Genomic DNA, 18,597 nt, shown 5'->3' on the forward strand with positions numbered 1-18,597 from the left:
TTCCTGTAAATTACCAGAATTTGTCTGACAGATAATAGCACTATTAAGATGATGACAACAAACGAACTGGCTTCGAAAAAAATTTTGTTTGCAACTTACTCTTCTGAAGGACATATTAACCCACTTACCGGAATGGCAAAACATTTACAGGGGCTCGGTTGTGAAGTAAAGTTTTATGTATCTGATCATTTTGATGCGAAGATGAAAAGCATCGGTATCGATTACTATCCCATCAGCAAAGCCAATGACTCGAACAGCGAAACGATAAGAAAACAGTATCCTGAATTAATTACAACCAACGATCCTGTTGAAAAACATAAGATATATCAAAAAATACTGGTAAAAACAGCTAAAGATTCCTTTGAAGATATACAGGACATCTACAGCTCATTCCCATTTGACCTCGTTATTACTACCTGCGCTTATCTTTCAATTCCCCTGATCAGGTACAAATTTCAGGTACCTGTGGTGTCGGTAGGTGTGATTCCACTGGCAGAAGATGAGGAGACAGGGGCTAAAAACACCCCGCTACCTCAGGAGAATGCCATTAATTTTAAGGAAGGCAGTAATCCTTATGCTGAATTGCTGACGGCGCAGGGGGTTCCCTATCAAAAAGCTGAAATTGTAAACATTTTAAAATTCCTAACCCGGCAGGCAAGCTTGTATCTGCAGATCGGCACGCCGGAATTTGAATATAAGCACGACCATCTGGGAGAGAACATCCGGTATGTCGGGGCACTGTCACCCTATTTAAAACCTGCATCTGAAAATAAATGGTATGATGAGCGGCTGGAAAAGTATGCTAAAATTGTGTTCGTCACACAGGGAACCGTTGAATCAGATACTGCAAAATTAATTGAACCTACCCTGCAGGCTTTCATCAATACGGATACACTGGTGATTGCAACCACGGGAGGTAAAGGAACACAGCTGCTTAAAGAAAAATATGTGGCAGATAACCTGATCATCGAAGATTATATCCCCTATGCAGATGTAATGCCTTACGCCAGTGCCTATATTACCAATGGCGGATATGGCGGCACTATACTGAGTATTCGGAACAGGCTGCCTTTAGTGGCTGCCGGGCTGCATGAAGGGAAGAACGAAGTCTGTGCAAGGATAGGTTATTTTAAAATAGGAATCGATCTGAAAACGGAAAGCCCTACCTCGCAAGCTATTTATGATGCGGTTCAGGAGATCCTTGAAAATAAGGTCTATAAAGACAATATTGTTAATTTATCCGATGATATGAACACCTATAATCCCCTCGCACTGAGCGTGAAATACATCAAAGAATTGCTGAATAAAGAAAGCTGATTATATCAGTTTCATATCGCCGGCCTTTATCCAGCCTTCGTTTCCGTTGGCGAGCCTTACCCTCATCCAGTCACGGTTAGTAGTTTGCAGAATAGTGACCTTAACACCTTCATGGATCAGGAAAAGGTCACGCGATTGCCCTGCAGGTGCACTTTTTACATAGACCGGGCTGCTGAAAACAATCCCCTGCTGCCGTTTAAAATAACTGAGCTGCTGGCTCAGCAGGAAAATCGTAAAAATCCCAAGTATAAAACAAGCAACAGCCACAAAAAAGGAAGACTTCTTTATTCCTTTCTGATGGGCGAAGAAGTAGAGGATCAGGAAAGCAGATCCTGCCAGAACAAAGAGCAGGCTGAACAGGGCAAACATATTTGCGGAAAAGCTCAGATAAACACCTCTCCACCACCTGTTCAGAAAAAACTCAGGAACCTCTTCAATTTTATCACGGGTCTTTGAATTGGCCAGCCTGATATTCGCATTGATGTCCTCATCATTTGGCGAAAGCCGGTGTGCCTTTTCATAATAAAGCAATGCCGAAGGAATATCCTCCAGTTTATAACTGGCATTGCCCATGTTAAAATACACTGCTGCAGAATGTTCATGACCGGCAATGATCTTTTGATAAGTATCAAGCGCCTCCCTGTACTGTGCCTTTGCATAATAGCTGTTGGCTTTTGTAAAAAGGGCTTCTTGCTGGTCATTACCAAATGACACCAATGGCAGAACTACCACTGTCACGAAAAAGAATATCTGTTTTAAGCCGCTAGATCTCATCTTCAATACTATTGATTATATGTTTTGCTTTTTCCAGCACTTCGCGCTCAGACAATTGTGTCACAGGGGAATACCTTGCCATTTCACATCTATCCAGCGTATCCGTCAATTGTTCGGTCAGTTGTTCATTTACCTTCCTGGTCCTCAGGCTGGATACAATTGTTTCCCTGTTCAGATCGGCCATAGAGATATTAAGTTTATCACTTAAGTAGCCGTACAAACCTTTGAAAATGGCATCGTAAAATTCATTTTTATTGCCCAGCTGTTTTTCGGCATTCGCCAGATGGCGCACAGCAACTTTCCCCGCTTTACGGCTTTTCACCTTTACCAGGTCGCTGTTATTTCTACGTGACCAGTTTCTGTACATAAAGGCTGCAATGCAGGCAACAGGCCCGGTCAGCAGCAGCAGAATATACCAGGCAGAGTTATAGAACCTCTCCCCTTGCCTGCTCAGTCCGGGTTCCCCGGTTTTGATATACCTGATATCTTTATCCAGCACCTTTACCTCCTCCTTATTAGCGGCAGAAAATGCGGTGACATTGCTATCAGCAGTACCCTTGTTCACTTTTATCTTAAACGAACGGGCAGACAATACCACATATTTTCCCATTGCAGGGTTAAAATAGGAGAAGTGCAGCGGCTCTATTGTAAAATTCCCCTGATGCCTTGGAATGACCAGATAGCTATACATCCTGCTTCCTGACACGCCCTTTACGGTCTCCCTTATCGTATCTGTGATCTTAGGGTCATACTTCTCAAAGTCCGGTGGGAAACTTACATTCAATTCTTTCAGCAACTTGAGATTGCCCGAACCTGAAACCTTTACTTTATAAGTGAGCGACTCATTGGCTTTCAGCTCGGTTTTGTCTACATCTGCGGAAACCGCAAAATTACCAACAGCACCGGTAAAGCCCTCAGGCCGGCCATTTTCCGGCAGTGGTTTCACATGAATCACCAGAGGAGTGCTTTTCACGCCATATTTAACATCCTTATAGGAACCAAAGAACTGATCCATAATATCTCTTGCTGGCGCCGGTACCCGGGCAATGAAGGTCATTTCAAACGGATCGATAGTGATATTGCCCGAATGCTCTGCAAACAGGATCGTCTGCCTTACATCGGCAACATTGTATTTTACGCCTTTATAGGTTTCAACATGCCATTGTGCCTGCTGCTGCTGGTCTTTCACTTCCTGGCTCCAGAAACCTGTCAGGTCCGGCAGTTTGTCCAGGCGGCTGTCCACTATACCAACTTTAGTATATAACCTGTAGGTCAGCAAAATCTGCTGTCCCTGGTAAACACTGGTCTGATCAGGAATGGCTTTAATAAATAAGGATTTTGAAAGATCAGTGGGAGCATCCTGTTCAAGGGTGTTATCAGGTGCATTTTGCGAAGGATTGTTTTGCTGTACAGGCTGTCCTTTCAGCACGGTCATCCTGATGGGGCTTGTACTCAGCCGGCGCCCGTTCACTACCATACTGGCAGGGCCAATGGTCAGTGTTCCTTCTTTTACGGCAACCAGCACATAACTGTAGGAATTGCTGACGGTGGTATTTCCATTGATAGAGGTGATGCTGTTTGATACGTTAGGGCCTGAGAGCACCTGGAAGCCGCTAAAGTCAGGCGGCGAAAAACGGTCTCCGTTTCCGTTTACCGAAAAGCTAACCTCGAATTGCTCCCCTGTGCCTACCTGTGTGCTGTTCACAGCCGCAACAAATTTCGCATCCTGTGCAAATACAAGGTTCGTGCACAGCAGTAAAACCGTCACTATATAATATTCAATCTTCATTCTCTTAAACATAACAGCGATTACCAGTCTTTAGCGACACGTGCTTTTTCTCCTTTAAATTTCTTGTTTTTCAGTTTATCCTGTGTTTGCTTCTCATTGTTGTTCATCGCATCCAGCATGCTCTGGGCATCTTCTTTGGAGAGCTGACCGGGCTGCGGTTTTGGTTCTTGCTTCTGGTCATTCTGATCCTTGTTCTGCTGATCCTTCTTGTCTTTATCCTGGTCTTTTTTATCCTTGTTCTGATCTTTATTGTCCTGGTTCTTTTTGTTATCCTTATTCTTCTGGTCTTTGTTCTTGTCCTTCTTTTGCTGTTGCTGCTTTTTCAGCATCTCCTGTGCATAGGCCAGGTTATACCGTGTTTCTTCATCCTTAGGATTATTGATCAGTGCCTTTTTATACGCAGCGATCCCTTCCTCCAGTTTTTTGTCAGTTACAAACGAATTGCCCAGATTATGATAAGCCTGTGCTTTTACTGCCGGGCTGTTGTTTGCCGATCCTGCAATCTGGCTGAACTGTTCACGCGCATCAGCAAACTTCTTTTGCTTATACAGGGCATCCCCTAAATTGAAGTTACCTTCGGTACTCTGGCTTTTCGGCGTAACCGATTTGCGGTAGCTGGCTTCGGCCTCCGCATAATTCTGCTGTTTATACAGGTCATTTCCTTTCTTGATATACCGCTTTCCCTGCTGCGCAAAAAGGAAGGGCCCCTGTACTAAAAACAATAATATGATCACTAACTCCTTCATGTTCTTTACCATCATTATTTGCTTTTTTCAGTATTGATCCTGTTCTGGCTGGCGCCTATGCCTGCCGCCGGCGTGGGCGATTTCACTTCAAACAGTTTCACATTGCCCAACCGCAGACTTTTACGGTTAGAGATGAAAAACTCTGCCACCAGCAATAGGAAAGCAATTCCCAGGAAAAACTGGAAACGGTCTTCAAAATCTTTAAAGTTCTTTGTATCCACTGTCTTCCGCTGTACCCTGTCAATCTGGTCCAGCACGATATTCATCCCGCTGTTCGCATTGGTAGCCCTTACATAGGCTCCTTTACCGGCCGCAGATACTTCCTTACCCATCGTTTCATTTAATTTGCTCAATACAGGTTTCCCAAGACTGTCCGTATGGAAACCTGCCTCTTTGCCGTTCTCGTAAATAGGTATCGGCGCACCCTCAAGCGACCCAATGCCAATGACGTTTACAGTAACGTCCTTATCTGCCGCATTTTTTGCAGCGGCTACAGCATCGTCCTCGTGGTTCTCTCCGTCCGTGATCACGATCATTGCCTTCCCTGTGCCGTTCTTAAAATCAAAGGAACGCATTCCCATATCAATGGCAGCTCCGATGGCTGTTCCCTGGGTGGGTACCATATCGGTGTTGATCGTATTCAAAAACAGCTTGGCAGCTGAATAGTCGGTAGTAATGGGCAGTTGCACATACGCTTCACCAGCAAAAACTACGATCCCGATCCGGTCGTTATGCAAGTTGTCAATCAACTGTGCGATAGCGCGTTTAGCATTTTCCAACCGGCTTGGGGTGATATCCTGTGCCAGCATACTGTTTGAAACATCCAGCAGGATCATCAGATCGGCACTTTTCTGCTTGACTTCTTCCAGTTTAGAACCGATACGGGGATCGGCAATCCCAACGACCAGGAAAGCATAGGCAAAGATAAATAAGATGAACTTCAGCCATGGCCTTGTAAAAGACACCTCCGGGATCATCATATCCACCACTTTCTTGTCCCCCAGTCTGCCTATGGCTTTTTTCTTCCACCTGCTTACCAGTACAAAAAGCGCTATCAGAAATGGGATAGCCGCTAATCCCCAGAGCAATTCTATATGTGCAAAACGTAACATCCGATTTAAGTTAAAGCTCCTTTAAGCAAAGTATTTTTGAGTATAAACTCCGTTAACAATAAGAGCAGCGCGATAATGGCCAGTGGCAAAAAACATTCTGTTTTTTTATGGTACTGTGTCACATCGATCTTTGCCTTTTCCAGTTTATCGATCTGCTCGTAAATACTTTTCAGCTTCTCATTGTCTGTAGCCCTGAAATATTTCCCGCCGGTAATACGGGCAATCTTAGTCAGCGTTCCTTCGTCAACATCCACAGGCATATTCTGGTAACGCACACCCATTGACGTCTGTACCGGATAAGGCGCATAACCATGTGTACCGATACCAACCGTGTACACCCTTACATTGAACTGCTTTGCAATTTCTGCCGCAGTAACGGGAGGTATTGATCCTGAATTATTAGATCCGTCCGTCAGCAGGATCACTACTTTACTTTTGGCTTCGCTGTCCTTCAACCTGTTAACCGCGGTAGCCAGTCCCATCCCTATCGCCGTTCCGTCATCTACCATTCCATTTTTGATGGCCGCGAACAGGTTGATCAGCACGTCATGGTCTATCGTTAGCGGGCATTGTGTAAAGCTCTCCCCGCTGAAGATCACCAGTCCTATCCTGTCATCAGGGCGGTCTTTGATAAAATCTATCGCAATGTTCTTCCCTGCTTCAAGCCTGTTGGGCTTAAAGTCTTCCGCAAGCATACTACCTGAAATATCTGAGGCGATCACGATATCAATCCCCTGCGTGGTGGAATTCTGCCAGCTCAATGCCGATTGCGGACGGGCCAGGGCGATGATCAGCAGCAGCAAGGCCAAGGCCCTCAGTATGATCCCCAGATGGCGTAAGCGTGGAACCACACTTTTCACCGGAAGCGAAAATCCATTTACTGCAGATACGCTCAGGCTGCCCTGCAGCTTTTGTTCCCTGCGGATATACCATGCAACTATCGCCGGAATGAGCAGCAGCAGCCAGAAAAATCCCGGATTGGCAAATTCTATTTGACTAAATACGTTCAGCACCATCCCCTCCTTTTGTGTTTTCAGCGTTCTCCTTTGTATTTTCCGGGCGTTCCGTTTTTCGTTCCGCCGTATTCGATACAAAAATCACCGCATCCTCTATACTTCGCTCATTCTCAACCGGCAGCGGTTTACCCTTTGCGAATTTCACCAGGTCGGCCGTCATCAGCAGTCCATGCAATATATTTTTATTTTCAGCTGTTATAGCCACCTTACTCAGGCCTTCAAAAATTTCGTCTGTTGTTTTTTCATGAGTTTTGATCTGGTATCTTTTTTCCAGGTATTCACGTAATACATCACTCAGTTCACTGTAGTATTCTTTTACCTGCTCCTGCTGCCATAATTTCTTATTCCGCAGTTCAGTCAGCTGGGCTAAAGCTATCGTATGCGCAGGTAGCGACGGTTTATTTACCTGAATAACAGGTTTTTTCCCGCGCCGTTTCATCAAATACCAGACCAGCCCCGCAATCAGGATAATACCCAACAGGGGAAACAATACCCATTGCCAGTTGTCTTTGATCCAGTCGGTAAATGTATAGGAAACTGCCAGCGGCTGTTTGATGTCATAAATGGCTTTCGTTGTATCTACCTTAACAGACTGCACGAGTAAAATCAGTTCATTTGTTTTTAAAGCCCCTTCCTTTGCGGTAAACACAAAAGCAGGCAAGGTATAACTTCCCGCATCAAAGCTGGTAATCACATAGCTTTTGGTTACCGTGATCTTTTCAGGATCATTCTCATCGGGGATCGTATCTTGTTTACTGCTGCTGATCACCTGGATTTTGCTGTTCAGCGTATCTGCAATAGCTGGAAAGCCAACCGTTTGTTTTACCCGCTGGAAAACGGATAAACGCAGTTTCGTCTGGTCGCCGATGCGGATAGCCGTCTGCTCCAGTTTGGCAACTGCCTGAATATCCTGCGCCTCCGCATCCGGACAAAAGCAAGACCAGCACAGTATTAAAGCCAGGATACAACTGTTGAAATTCTTGATCATATCATCTATTAACGTTTGCGTTCCCGCTTTTTAAATAATGTCCTCAAAGGGCTAATATAAGATTCATGTGTACCGATTGAAGTAAAGTCAACACCTGATTTACTAAAAACATCCTTCAGCAGGGCATTTCTTTTCAATGCATCAGCTTTAAAAGCGGCCCTTATCTTTTTATCTCCGGTATTTATCCATGACAGCAAACCAGATTCTTCGTCTTTCACCGGGATCAGCCCCAGATCAGGAAACTCCTCTTCATGTTTATCATAGAGGCGCAGGGCAATCACATCGTGTTTTTTATTTGCCAGTTTCAGCTGCTGTTCAAAGGCAGGGCTCATAAAATCAGAAAGGATAAAAGCCGTACATTTCTTTTTAATGGCACTGGTAAAATACCTCAGCGCTTCGGCCACATCGGTGCCCTTGCTTTCAGGTTTAAAGTCAATCAGCTCCCTGATGATCATCAGGATATGGCTGCGTCCTTTTTTTGGCGGAATGAACTTCTCAATTTTATCACTAAAAAATATGACGCCAACTTTATCATTGTTCTGTATCGCAGAAAATGCAAGCACTGCGCATAACTCTGTAGCAAGATCCTGCTTTTGCTGGCTTTGCGTACCGAAGTTCTCCGATGCACTTACATCCATCAGCAGCATGACCGTCAGCTCCCTTTCTTCATCAAAAACCTTCACATAGGGATGGTTAAAACGGGCGGTCACATTCCAGTCTATTGTTCTGATCTCATCCCCGGCCTGGTATTCGCGCACCTCGTTAAAGGCCATACCCCGTCCTTTAAAGGCAGAGTGGTACTCGCCTGAAAACAGGTGATTGCTCAGTCCCCGGGTTTTGATCTCGATCTTTCTTACTTTCTTCAGCAGCTCTTTGGTGTCTCTCGCCATAATTTAAGAAAATGCGTTAAGGTACTTCAACAGCATTTAAGATTCCCGTAATAATATCTTCCGTGGTCATATTCTCTGCTTCGGCCTCATACGTCAGACCAATACGGTGCCTTAAAACGTCATGGCAGATCGCCCTGACGTCTTCAGGGATCACATATCCCCTGCGTTTGATAAAAGCATACGCTTTGGCCGCAAGTGCCAGGTTGATACTTGCCCTTGGCGAAGCCCCGAAACTGATCAGGTTCTTATAGTTATCCAGCTTATACTGATCCGGGAAACGCGTGGCAAAAACGATGTCAATAATATATTGCTCTATCTTTTCGTCCATATAAACCTCCTTAACCACCTTGCGTGCCCTGATAATATCATCCTGATGTACAATAGCGTTGGGCTTTAACATACCCTGAGGGGCAATATTTGCCCTGATGATCCTTTTCTCATCCTCCTTTGTAGGGTAACCGATCACCACTTTCAGCATAAAACGGTCTACCTGGGCTTCGGGCAGCGGATAAGTTCCTTCCTGTTCAATAGGATTCTGGGTAGCCAGTACCAGGAAAGGATTCGGCAATGGAAAGGTCTGGTCACCGATGGTCACCTGTCTTTCCTGCATCGCCTCCAGCAAAGCACTCTGTACTTTTGCCGGAGCACGGTTAATTTCATCGGCAAGAATAAAGTTTGAAAAAACAGGGCCTTTTCTCACCACAAACTCTTCCTTTTTCTGGTTGTAGATCATCGTACCGATCAAATCTGCAGGCAGCAGGTCGGGCGTAAACTGAATCCTGCTGAAATCGGCCTGAATAGCTTTGGAAAGGGTATTGATCGCCAGCGTTTTTGCCAGTCCGGGAACACCTTCCAGCAGAATATGCCCGTCGGCCAGCAGCCCGATCAGCAGACGCTCTACCATATATTTCTGGCCTACGATCACTTTGTCCATCTCCATTTTCAAAAGATCAACAAAAGCACTTTCGCGCTGGATCATTTCGTTAATGGCCCTGATATCCGTTGAATACGATGAATTAGCGGCCGTAGCATCTGACGACAGCTGCTCAGTATTACTCTTTAATTCTTCCATTAATCCTTTAATTTTATAGATAGGCAAACTTAAACAGTATATCCATTTTTCGCCAGAAAAATATCAGATATAAATGTTAAAAAGTGTTAAATTGTCTCGTCCCACCCTACTTATTGTCACTTTCACACCGCAGTGGCCAATCCGGAGAACAAGATATTTATAAATCTAAAATAATCTACGTATGACCGCATCAACTAAAAACACGAAAATCATTTATTGGCTAACCACAGGCCTCCTCGCCGCATTTATCTTACCGGGGATCTTCTTTGCAGGAAGTAAAATGGCGCTTGAGGGCACTGCCCATCTTGGTCTTCCGCTCTGGTTTCACTGGGAACTGAGTATCGGCAAATTTATCGGCGGACTGATCCTGATCCTCCCGTTTTTCCCAAAACGCATCAAAGAATGGGCATATGTAGCCTTTGGCATCGATTTTATCTCAGCAGCAATTGCCCTCCTGGCAGTTGACGGCCCATCAGGCATGTGGTATTTTCCGGTCATCTGCCTCGTCATGCTCATCATCTCCTATATCACTTACCATCAGCTGAAGGAGCATTAAAGAAAACAAGTCGCAAATATGTTACAATAACAGTAGCCTGATCATATTATATTTATCATTAGAATTTTAACCAAATATCTATTCCAAATTACTTGTATGACAGAAAGTACTCCCCCAATTGTGGCCGTTGTAACAAATGAAACTGCCAATCCCGCTCCATTAGGCCTTTGTGCTTTCGGCATGACCACCGTTTTGCTGAACATTCACAACGCCGGTTTTTTTGAGATGAACTCGATGATCCTGGCCATGGGTATCTTTTATGGGGGACTTGCGCAGGTAATCGCCGGCATTATCGAAGCGAAAAAAAACAATACCTTCGGACTCACTGCCTTTACCTCCTATGGATTTTTCTGGCTTTCCCTGGTTGGATTGCTGGTGATGCCCAAATTAGGCTGGGCCGCTCCTGCGTCTGAAGCAGCGATGATCGCTTACCTTAGTATATGGGGAGTTTTCACATTCCTGTTATTCTTCGGCACCTTAAGGCTGAACCGTGCACTTCAGTTTGTTTTTGGCTCACTCACCATCCTGTTCTTTTTGCTTGTTGCGGGCGATGTTACCGGGAATGCCAGCATTAAACATTTTGCAGGATATGAGGGGATTATTTGCGGCGCTTCTGCAATCTATACAGGAATAGCGAATGTGCTGAATGAAATGTACGGAAGAGTTGTTCTGCCAATTGGTCCCGTAAAAACTGCTTAGCTTTGACAATCCTGCTGTATGGAACGAACAGCAGGATTGTCACAACCGCCGGGGCGGTTTCCGGAAAGACATGGATAAGGCCATATTAAAAAGCAGAATCAAGCTTTTCGCCATCATACTTACTTTTTAATAGCTGTATTTGGTTTATAGGCAGCGTACCATTTACCCAGCGCAGTTAGATTACCACTGGCATCCACTAAAGCTGAAGACCAGAGTCTGGCGCTTTTCGGATCGCCGGAGAACCAGCTGTAACGCTGCACGTAATCCAAAGCTTCCAGTTTTGGAAGCAGCCTTTGCATAAATTTCAGCACCATTCCCGGAGTGTATGGGTTTTGAGCCATCGTTGCAGCATCATTAGCCGCGGTAGCAAACTCTGTGATCCAGATGGGTTTATGATATTTATCATGCAAATCTTTCAATACCTGTACAAATGCAGCATCATCCGTACCTACATACATATGGACACAAATAAAATCAACACGTTTCTTCTGCGCAATAGCCTGATCCATAAAATCGTACATCCACTTCCTTGTAGGCCAGGCTGTTGCGGGGCTCCCAAGAGGCAAACCCACAGACTCCAGTTTAGGCCAGCTTGCAAGTGCATCTGCAACGCTCATGTTCGACTGGTCGGCCAGGTCAGGTTCATTGAAACCAAGCACAAACTTCGCCCTGCCCAGTGCCTTTAGCTGCTTCACGTAGGCAACATTGGCAGAACTAACAGTGCCCTTGCCCCAAAACATAGGCACAAACTCACAATTCCTGGGTGCCAGATCAAAAGGAATATCAGGTCCCCAGGTATAGAACCAGTGACTTTTAAGGTTGATCACATTTCCATACCAAGTGCCATTTTTATTTCCGGTATTAAAGCATACCCCCTTTTTACCTGTTGTAGTTTGACCTGTTGCAGTCACGACATGATCAACAATGGAAGTACTACTGCTTGTATCTTTCTTACATCCCGAAAATACAGCATAAAAGAAAATCAGTGCTATTTTTAAATTCTTCATCATAGGAGACGAAATTAATAATAATTCAGTAGAAAAAGAAAAAATTATTTACAAAATGTATAATAAAATACAAATAAGATTTTCTTATTGGAAAAATCAACTCCCTACGTACTTCTTTCATTGATTTAATCTCAACAACCTTATTTTACCACCACTTTAATGGAAATTCCAATTTATCAACTGATCCAACTATCAGGTCAGGTTTAAATGCATATTTGCCCAGGCGCTCCTTACTTGCAATCCCTGAGAGCACCAGAACGGTTTTATATCCCATTTGAACACCTCCCTGGATGTCAGTTTCCATCGTATCCCCGATTACTGTTGTTCCTGCGGTTTCCAGTCCTAAGAATTTCCTTGCTGAGCGCATCATCACCGGGCTGGGCTTGCCAATTACAAAAGCCTTTACGCCACTAGCCTCTTCTATCATCGCCGTGGTAGCAGCAATACCCAGGTTATTCCAGCCTGGCTTTTTTGGAGAGGGGTCCCTGTTGGTAGTAATAAACTTTGCACCAGCCAGGATCATATCCACCGCACGCTGAACCATTTCCAGGGTAAAATTTCTTCCTTCACCTAAAACCACGAACTCAGGATCTGTATCTACCAGTGTAATTCCATTTTCATGCAGGCTCGTTAACAACCCGCCTTCGCCCAATACATAAGCAGTTCCGCTATGTCCCTGGTCGCCTAGAAATTTCCCGGTAGCCATCGCGCTTGTATATACATGTTCTTTCGTGACCTCAATGCCCAAACGTTTCAGTTTCCTGGTCACTTCCAAACTTGTACGCTGACTGTTGTTGGTCATAAAAGCGAAGGGGATATCCTGCTTGATCAAATTCCCGATAAAAGTATCTGCCCCCTGGATTAATGTTTCTCCATTATAGATCACACCATCCATATCTATCAAAAGTCCTTGCTGCATATCATTTGTATATTTTGAAGGTGAATTATACCTCCGGTGAATAACATCCCAAAAATTGAGATGAAAATTAAACATCTTATTTATGCGCGAATATAATTGTTGTGGACAACCTTTTCACCAATAATGACGAATTATTCTCTGATAAAATTAATCGGCTCATGCCTTCCTCTTCCTGCCCCACCAGATATAAAAACCGGTAATGGGGAAGCTGGCACAGGTAAAGGTGCCAATCGTTTACAAAATCGAAGAAGTTTTCCCTGGTAGCAACTGCCAGGATATCCGTAGTATAAGGATTAACATATACTCTATTTCAACTTTTCTATCCTCAGGATATCGTCAATTCCACCAATAAACTCGGCACCTTTGGTTAGCTGATCCTGTAACTTACCCTTTTTGCAGATAAGCCACAGGAATATTTCGTAAACCAGCTGCATAAATGATCGCAAATTCATCAAACAAACAGATTTATAGTTTGTTAAAAACAAATAAAGCAGATGCCATGAAAAAATCGAATTTACTCCCGATAGCTTTGATCCTCATTTCAATGACTTATGCCTGCAATTCCAATCCTGAAAAAGCCCAGGATGCCAATAGCGCAGCAGCTGATAGTTTCCCTGCTTATGACTCGGATACCTCTATAAAAAATCCCGCAGATACCTCTGGCAATACTGTCACTACATTTGCACTGAAAGCCGGTGCCGGAGGTACAATGGAAGTAGAACTGGGTAATATTGCACAGCAAAATGCAAAAAGCTCCAGGGTTAAAATTTTCGGCGCAATGATGATCAGGGACCATACGAAGGCAAATAAGGAGCTCACAACGCTGGCCGCAGGTAAAAATATCCTGATCCCTTCTAAACTTCCCGACGACATTCAAACCCATATTGATGAAATGAAAAAACTCAAAGGCACCGAATTTGATAAACATTATATGGATATGATGACCGATGACCATAAAGAAGATATCGATCTCTTTGAAAAAGCAGCTAAAAGTTTGCCCGATGCAACGCTGAAAGCCTTTGCAGCGAAAACATTGCCTACCTTAAAAATGCACCTCGATTCTGCAAAAGCAATCAATGGCGCAGTTAAATAAACAGACAGCCCATCCTTTTTACCGTACCTTCATCTTTACAGCCTCTTCATCGCCTCTTCATTACCCAATTTTTTCTCCGGGGATTTGATTGTCGTTTTCCCAAACTTATAGGTAAACCCTACACTTACCCTGCGGCTATCCGTATTTATCCTTTCAGCAGAGCTGAAGGTCCTGAAATCCTTAAGTATACTGAAATCGTTCCTTTTAAAAACGATTTGGTTTCCTGCCAGCCTCAGCTGTCCTTTCCCCTTAAAAACATCAATAAGAACAGCTGCATCAACATTTTTGTACCCGCTGTAGCGCGACAGATCCTGTACATACTTCGTCCAGTAATAAAGATCTACCTCCAGTTTCATTATTTTTGAGAGCTGAAAGATATTGGCAGATTTAAAGTCGGAGTGAAAAGCATTGATTGAATAATCTTCTTCGTAAACCTTTCCTCTCGCGCTGTTGTATCCCAATGCCTGCCCGCTGTTCTGCGTTTCCCACCAGGAATTGAACCGCAGCGGAAACACCAGGAATACCGAGTAGTCAGAGGCACGGTCCAGGTTCCGGCGTGAAAAATACGTGAGCTTGCTCTCCTGGTCTTGTCTTACAGGAAACAAGGCAATCATTCCCCTGGTGGAGGTATAAATAACCGAGACATTCATTTTACGAATGGCAGTACCGAGGGTGTAAATATTATCATATGAGGGTTTGAGCAGCGGATTACCCTGCTCCACAGTATACCGGTTCAGAAAAACAGCGTATGGCACCAGTTCATAATAAGGTGCCCTGTTGATAGTCCTTTTAAAAGATAAAAAGATATTATCCGTTTGACTGAGGTTATGCTGATAAAAAAGGTTGGGGAAAGCATTGAAATAGTTCTGATCAAAATTCCCCACAAAACTTGACCTGGTTTGCTCCACACGCAGGCCCATTTGTAACTTATCCGATTTCCAGTCTTTGGATAAAATGGCGTAAACACCAGATATTGATTCCTTTAACCGGTTGTCATTAGAATATTCGGGAACATTTACAAACTGCCCGTCACCGTAAGACTCATATTCATTCGAATTCGCAGAAGCCGTATACTGAAATTTTGCACCACTCTCCAGTTTCCACTGCTGATCAAAAGTATGGCTGTAATCAGCCTGGGCGATATACAGGTTAATCTTTGTGATATTCCTCGTCTCATAGGTGGCAGGCACGTTGAGGGTATCACCTGCATTATTCAGTAATACAGAGGGGAAGTATTGAAAAATATTGCGCTTCCATGGTGTAAAGGTACTCAGTACGGTCAGTTCATTCTTACCGGAATCAGCAGAAAATTTATAGTTTAAATTGTAATTGAATGTCGAAGCCGGCATATCAAAAGTACCATCGGTATATAAAACAGAATCAATTGCCCCGCCCTGCTTTCTGATGGTATTCTTAGTGGTCCAGGGGCCGTCAAAATGATAGATTCCGCCGCTGACTATCGCACCCAGCGTCTGATTTTTACCGATCTCCAGATCTGCACCGGCCTGAAAAGAAAACATGACGCTGCGGGATAGGCGCCTCCAGTCATTGCTCAGAACATCCGGTACATCGTCAGTACCCAATACCCTTTCAGATTGTACCTGGTACAACTCGTCTGATACATTTAATCCGCTTGTACCGTACAGCGTCAGCCCCCTGTGCTTGTATGTGAGGCCTCCATTGATATTACCGGCGCTATATTTGCCCCTGGAACCATCAGCTGCAAGATTCCCGGTAAGCCCTTCGATCTGACTTTTTTTGGTGATGATATTGATTACCGCGCCATAGGTACCATCATACTTCGCTGATGGATGGGTGATCAGTTCGATCTGGGCGATATTTGCAGCGGGCAGTGTCTGCAGGATATTTTGCAGGGATGCATCAGAAACGGGTTTATTGTCAATCAGGATCATTGTATTTTTTCCCTGTAAGGAGATCGTATTATCCGAAGAAATTTTCACGAAGGGTGCAGATTTGAGCAGCTGGATTGAATTTCCGACAGCCATTGCGCTATTCGCTACATTATAGATTATCCGGTCGCTCTTCGTTTCAACGACAGCCTTTCTGGATATGATCTTCACTTCGTTGAGTGTCTCGCGTACTGAATCTTTTGGCTGTACGGCGAGGTTCCATCCCGGCCTTAAGAAACCGGCTGTATCCTGCTTTGAAACAGGAGGGATTACCCCGCTATCCCGTTGCGCTTGCTGAAGTCTCCCTTCTGAGGGATAGACTGAGTAGTTCTTCGCATCAATTTCAGACCAGCTTAAATGCAGGGGTTGAAGGATTGCGGTAAGCAGCTGTTCAAGAGTTTGTCCCGCAAATTTTCCTGCTGAAAATACTACTTTTTTTGTACTGAGGTTGCGCTCTTCATACATGAAATTAACCTGATAATGCGCCGTGACCTGTTTAAGCACTTCAGTTAGCGGAATGCTGTCCTGTAATCCAGCGTTAAAAACGGTATTACCAGCAAAGTGCACATGTATAGTTTGACTACCGGGCGCGGCCTGAACAGCTTTACAGAAAAACAGCAACAGACATAAGATAAATTTTCTCATCAGGCTCCCGGTTATTTGATGATCAATTGATGAGCAGACTGATCTTTGAGGATAGAAATTCCCAGAGATGTAGCTATAGCCCGGAAAAAAGCATCCTCAGAACTGAAACTGAACTTTCCGGACAGCTTCCTATTCCCCAGAGAAGGATCTTTTAATACTGCCTTGTATCCATAGTTATCTTCAATCAGCAGCAATATATCCCTCAGAGGCGTATTATTCAATAACAGTTCAGCATTCTTCCATGCCACATAATCACCCGCCTGCACCCGCATTTTGGAGATTGTCTTCTTTTTTTCCTGATATTCAGCAAGCTCTCCCGGCACCAGTCTCAAAATTGGTTCGTCCTTTCCTTTAACCTGCAAACCTATGCTTCCGCTAAGTAACGCAACCTTCACCTGCCCCCTCCTGTTGTGGATATCAAATGATGTTCCCAGCACTTCTACATTAAGCCTTTGCGCATGCACAATGAAACGTTCCCCTTCTTTTATCTTGCCTGAGCAATGCAGGTGGCTGATTTTAAAATAGGCTTCTCCGTCAATCCACACCTCCCTCAGCTTCTCAGGATTCCACTTTTTTGGATAACGCAGTACAGAATTGGCATTCAGCGTAACCACAGAACCGTCAGGTAAACTCAACGTCCGGATTTTCCCGTAAGCGGTACTAACCGTCAGTGATTGCTGTGCATTATAGTAAAACAGGGAAAGCCCTATCAATCCTGCTATCAGTACCGCTGCTGCAGACCGCAACCAAAGTGAAAGGGTAAGTACAGGTTTCCGGCGGAGTTTTGCAGCGGACTCAATAGACTGCCACAGGGCGGCCTGTTCTTCAGGCAGCATTTCATCACGCGTAAACCGGAGCGATAGTATGATCTGCCTTGCTTCAGCAATGACTGTCTGCGTTTGCGGATAGTCGGTTTGCACCTGCTGCCAAAAAACATCAAGTGTTTCATCCGGGTGCAGCACCCACAGGCTGAACCTCGGATCATCTATAAAATCTTCCAGCGTAGGGGCACTAAAATCAGCAAATCGCTTATCCATAATTTTCTTTTTTCAATCCGATTAGCTGGAAAACTTATTTTTCACCCCAAGTCCGCAGGCTTTTTTTCTAAAACATTTTCAAAACACTATATATCAACTATATAATTTTAAATGCAACAACAATAACAGGATAAGCAGATCATCTTTTGACAGGTTTTCCCTGAGAAATCTGAGCGAACGGGCCATGATCTTGTAAGTAGCTTTCACCGAGATATCCATAATCGCAGCAATCTCTTCATAGGAAAGGCCTTCGTAAAACTTAAGGAAAATTGCTTCCTTCTGCCGGTTGGTTAGCTGGTTAACTGCAATCCCAAGCTTTGCTTTCAGGGCTTCATTCTGCTCAGCAGAAATGATAGCATCTTCAATGTTCAGCGTCACATCGAAAGGGTAATCCTCAGTTTCAAGATACTCCTGTTTTTTTTGAAGGAAGGCTGTTTTTTTAAAAACAGAAAGCCTGAAAGCTTTAAAAAGGTAATTTTTAACGTCCGGCGGATTGCCGATATGTTTTCTCCTTGTCCACAAGGTGACGAACAACTCCTGTATACATTCTTTGATCAAATCCTTATCAGGACTGAATTTTGATCCGTAATTGTATAACCCATTTGAATACTGGTTATACAGCGCTTCAAGCGAGTCTGCACCTCCGTTCTTAAACAATAGCCAATGCTCAGCGGGCGATATAGCCGTTCGGTTCGTCGAATGATCCATCATACCTCTGAAACATTAAGCTGTCCCGGACAATTCTTATAAAATCTACAGTCCGGCAGTAAAATTCTCCGGAAAAATAATGATTGAGCGCTTTTCATAATTTTTAATACTGATCATTCAGGTGACGGGCCTGCAACAAATATTAAGAATTATTAATAAAAACCTTTCATTTTTAATTGTTATTTTAAAAATAGGTCCAATAAAGATTTATTTATTCCTGATTCAGGTATTTCTTACTATTATCAGCCAGAATGATACTGAAAGTGCCAGCAGGAATTTAAAAATAAAATTTTTATATTGTCATTAAAAATACTGACCG

Annotated in this window: 18 protein-coding genes; 4 read left to right on the forward strand and 14 right to left on the reverse strand. The window is 43.9% G+C overall.

Going from position 1 to position 18,597, the window contains the following annotated elements:
- The first annotated feature begins 48 nt into the window (after window positions 1-48).
- Entirely contained in the window at window positions 49-1,317 is a 1,269-nt protein-coding gene (locus tag BLW16_RS15800) for a glycosyltransferase (protein ID WP_090558384.1), read from the forward strand.
- Here the strand turns inward: BLW16_RS15800 and BLW16_RS15805 are convergent, their stop codons facing one another.
- From BLW16_RS15805 to BLW16_RS15840, 8 genes are read right to left on the reverse strand one after another with little or no spacing between them, the layout of a single operon-like run.
- Window positions 1,318-2,091, reverse strand: a complete 774-nt coding sequence (locus tag BLW16_RS15805) for a tetratricopeptide repeat protein (protein ID WP_090558386.1) — start codon at window positions 2,089-2,091, stop codon at window positions 1,318-1,320. It lies immediately after the preceding gene.
- Complete coding sequence (locus tag BLW16_RS15810) at window positions 2,081-3,880, reverse strand: BatD family protein (RefSeq protein ID WP_090558388.1); 1,800 nt, start codon at window positions 3,878-3,880, stop codon at window positions 2,081-2,083. The genes BLW16_RS15805 and BLW16_RS15810 overlap by 11 nt, the downstream gene beginning before the upstream one ends.
- A gap of 20 nt (window positions 3,881-3,900) precedes the next feature.
- Entirely contained in the window at window positions 3,901-4,641 is a 741-nt protein-coding gene (locus BLW16_RS15815) for a tetratricopeptide repeat protein (RefSeq protein ID WP_245735318.1), read from the reverse strand.
- A complete protein-coding gene (locus BLW16_RS15820; RefSeq protein WP_090558391.1) occupies window positions 4,641-5,738 on the reverse strand; it encodes a vWA domain-containing protein in 1,098 nt (365 codons plus the stop codon). Before BLW16_RS15820 ends, BLW16_RS15815 begins: the two co-directional genes overlap by 1 nt.
- Before the next feature lie 5 nt (window positions 5,739-5,743).
- A complete protein-coding gene (locus BLW16_RS15825; protein ID WP_217631586.1) occupies window positions 5,744-6,754 on the reverse strand; it encodes a vWA domain-containing protein in 1,011 nt (336 codons plus the stop codon).
- Window positions 6,735-7,742 carry a hypothetical protein gene (locus tag BLW16_RS15830; RefSeq protein ID WP_090558393.1) on the reverse strand — a complete coding sequence of 336 codons (1,008 nt, stop codon included), beginning with the start codon at window positions 7,740-7,742 and terminating at the stop codon, window positions 6,735-6,737. The genes BLW16_RS15825 and BLW16_RS15830 overlap by 20 nt, the downstream gene beginning before the upstream one ends.
- 8 nt (window positions 7,743-7,750) lie before the next feature.
- The gene (locus BLW16_RS15835) at window positions 7,751-8,632 is read right to left on the reverse strand and encodes a DUF58 domain-containing protein (protein WP_090558396.1); all 882 of its coding nucleotides are present in this window, start codon (window positions 8,630-8,632) and stop codon (window positions 7,751-7,753) included.
- A 16-nt stretch (window positions 8,633-8,648) separates the two neighbouring features.
- A complete protein-coding gene (locus BLW16_RS15840; protein WP_090558399.1) occupies window positions 8,649-9,704 on the reverse strand; it encodes an AAA family ATPase in 1,056 nt (351 codons plus the stop codon).
- 181 nt (window positions 9,705-9,885) lie between these two features.
- Between BLW16_RS15840 and BLW16_RS15845 the strand changes: the two genes are divergently transcribed.
- Both BLW16_RS15845 and BLW16_RS15850 read left to right on the forward strand, forming a co-directional pair.
- Complete coding sequence (locus BLW16_RS15845; protein ID WP_090558402.1) at window positions 9,886-10,260, forward strand: DoxX family protein; 375 nt, start codon at window positions 9,886-9,888, stop codon at window positions 10,258-10,260.
- A gap of 96 nt (window positions 10,261-10,356) precedes the next feature.
- On the forward strand, window positions 10,357-10,959 hold the full coding sequence (locus BLW16_RS15850; RefSeq protein WP_090558404.1) for an acetate uptake transporter: 603 nt from the start codon (window positions 10,357-10,359) through the stop codon (window positions 10,957-10,959).
- A 119-nt stretch (window positions 10,960-11,078) separates the two neighbouring features.
- Here the strand turns inward: BLW16_RS15850 and BLW16_RS15855 are convergent, their stop codons facing one another.
- The 3 genes from BLW16_RS15855 to BLW16_RS23300 form a co-directional block, all read right to left on the reverse strand.
- Entirely contained in the window at window positions 11,079-11,969 is an 891-nt protein-coding gene (locus BLW16_RS15855) for a glycosyl hydrolase (RefSeq protein ID WP_245735319.1), read from the reverse strand.
- A gap of 142 nt (window positions 11,970-12,111) precedes the next feature.
- On the reverse strand, window positions 12,112-12,885 hold the full coding sequence (locus BLW16_RS15860) for an HAD-IIA family hydrolase (protein ID WP_090558610.1): 774 nt from the start codon (window positions 12,883-12,885) through the stop codon (window positions 12,112-12,114).
- Window positions 12,886-13,190: 305 nt separating this feature from the next.
- Window positions 13,191-13,340 (reverse strand): hypothetical protein, encoded by a 150-nt coding sequence (locus BLW16_RS23300; protein WP_175470607.1) that lies wholly within the window; start codon window positions 13,338-13,340, stop codon window positions 13,191-13,193.
- 44 nt (window positions 13,341-13,384) lie between these two features.
- Between BLW16_RS23300 and BLW16_RS15865 the strand changes: the two genes are divergently transcribed.
- The gene (locus BLW16_RS15865) at window positions 13,385-13,978 is read left to right on the forward strand and encodes a DUF4142 domain-containing protein (RefSeq protein WP_090558612.1); all 594 of its coding nucleotides are present in this window, start codon (window positions 13,385-13,387) and stop codon (window positions 13,976-13,978) included.
- A 35-nt stretch (window positions 13,979-14,013) separates the two neighbouring features.
- Here the strand turns inward: BLW16_RS15865 and BLW16_RS15870 are convergent, their stop codons facing one another.
- The 3 genes from BLW16_RS15870 to BLW16_RS15880 form a co-directional block, all read right to left on the reverse strand.
- Entirely contained in the window at window positions 14,014-16,533 is a 2,520-nt protein-coding gene (locus BLW16_RS15870) for an outer membrane beta-barrel family protein (RefSeq protein WP_090558407.1), read from the reverse strand.
- 11 nt (window positions 16,534-16,544) lie between these two features.
- The gene (locus BLW16_RS15875) at window positions 16,545-17,570 is read right to left on the reverse strand and encodes a FecR domain-containing protein (protein WP_090558410.1); all 1,026 of its coding nucleotides are present in this window, start codon (window positions 17,568-17,570) and stop codon (window positions 16,545-16,547) included.
- Window positions 17,571-17,663: 93 nt separating this feature from the next.
- Window positions 17,664-18,281 carry an RNA polymerase sigma factor gene (locus BLW16_RS15880; RefSeq protein ID WP_090558413.1) on the reverse strand — a complete coding sequence of 206 codons (618 nt, stop codon included), beginning with the start codon at window positions 18,279-18,281 and terminating at the stop codon, window positions 17,664-17,666.
- Between the last annotated feature and the right edge of the window lie 316 nt (window positions 18,282-18,597).

The sequence above is a fragment of the Pedobacter hartonius genome (assembly GCF_900107535.1).
GTDB classification, from domain to species: domain Bacteria; phylum Bacteroidota; class Bacteroidia; order Sphingobacteriales; family Sphingobacteriaceae; genus Pedobacter; species Pedobacter hartonius.

Bases quoted from the DNA above. Each gene is read 5' to 3' on its own strand.
- BLW16_RS15800 (WP_090558384.1), top strand. From the start codon at position 49: ATGATGACAACAAACGAACTGGCTTCGAAAAAAATTTTGTTTGCAACT.
- BLW16_RS15805 (WP_090558386.1), bottom strand. From the start codon at position 2,091: ATGAGATCTAGCGGCTTAAAACAGATATTCTTTTTCGTGACAGTGGTA.
- BLW16_RS15810 (WP_090558388.1), bottom strand. From the start codon at position 3,880: ATGAAGATTGAATATTATATAGTGACGGTTTTACTGCTGTGCACGAAC.
- BLW16_RS15815 (WP_245735318.1), bottom strand. From the start codon at position 4,641: ATGATGGTAAAGAACATGAAGGAGTTAGTGATCATATTATTGTTTTTA.
- BLW16_RS15820 (WP_090558391.1), bottom strand. From the start codon at position 5,738: ATGTTACGTTTTGCACATATAGAATTGCTCTGGGGATTAGCGGCTATC.
- BLW16_RS15825 (WP_217631586.1), bottom strand. From the start codon at position 6,754: ATGGTGCTGAACGTATTTAGTCAAATAGAATTTGCCAATCCGGGATTT.
- BLW16_RS15830 (WP_090558393.1), bottom strand. From the start codon at position 7,742: ATGATCAAGAATTTCAACAGTTGTATCCTGGCTTTAATACTGTGCTGG.
- BLW16_RS15835 (WP_090558396.1), bottom strand. From the start codon at position 8,632: ATGGCGAGAGACACCAAAGAGCTGCTGAAGAAAGTAAGAAAGATCGAG.
- BLW16_RS15840 (WP_090558399.1), bottom strand. From the start codon at position 9,704: ATGGAAGAATTAAAGAGTAATACTGAGCAGCTGTCGTCAGATGCTACG.
- BLW16_RS15845 (WP_090558402.1), top strand. From the start codon at position 9,886: ATGACCGCATCAACTAAAAACACGAAAATCATTTATTGGCTAACCACA.
- BLW16_RS15850 (WP_090558404.1), top strand. From the start codon at position 10,357: ATGACAGAAAGTACTCCCCCAATTGTGGCCGTTGTAACAAATGAAACT.
- BLW16_RS15855 (WP_245735319.1), bottom strand. From the start codon at position 11,969: ATGATGAAGAATTTAAAAATAGCACTGATTTTCTTTTATGCTGTATTT.
- BLW16_RS15860 (WP_090558610.1), bottom strand. From the start codon at position 12,885: ATGCAGCAAGGACTTTTGATAGATATGGATGGTGTGATCTATAATGGA.
- BLW16_RS15865 (WP_090558612.1), top strand. From the start codon at position 13,385: ATGAAAAAATCGAATTTACTCCCGATAGCTTTGATCCTCATTTCAATG.
- BLW16_RS15870 (WP_090558407.1), bottom strand. From the start codon at position 16,533: ATGAGAAAATTTATCTTATGTCTGTTGCTGTTTTTCTGTAAAGCTGTT.
- BLW16_RS15875 (WP_090558410.1), bottom strand. From the start codon at position 17,570: ATGGATAAGCGATTTGCTGATTTTAGTGCCCCTACGCTGGAAGATTTT.
- BLW16_RS15880 (WP_090558413.1), bottom strand. From the start codon at position 18,281: ATGATGGATCATTCGACGAACCGAACGGCTATATCGCCCGCTGAGCAT.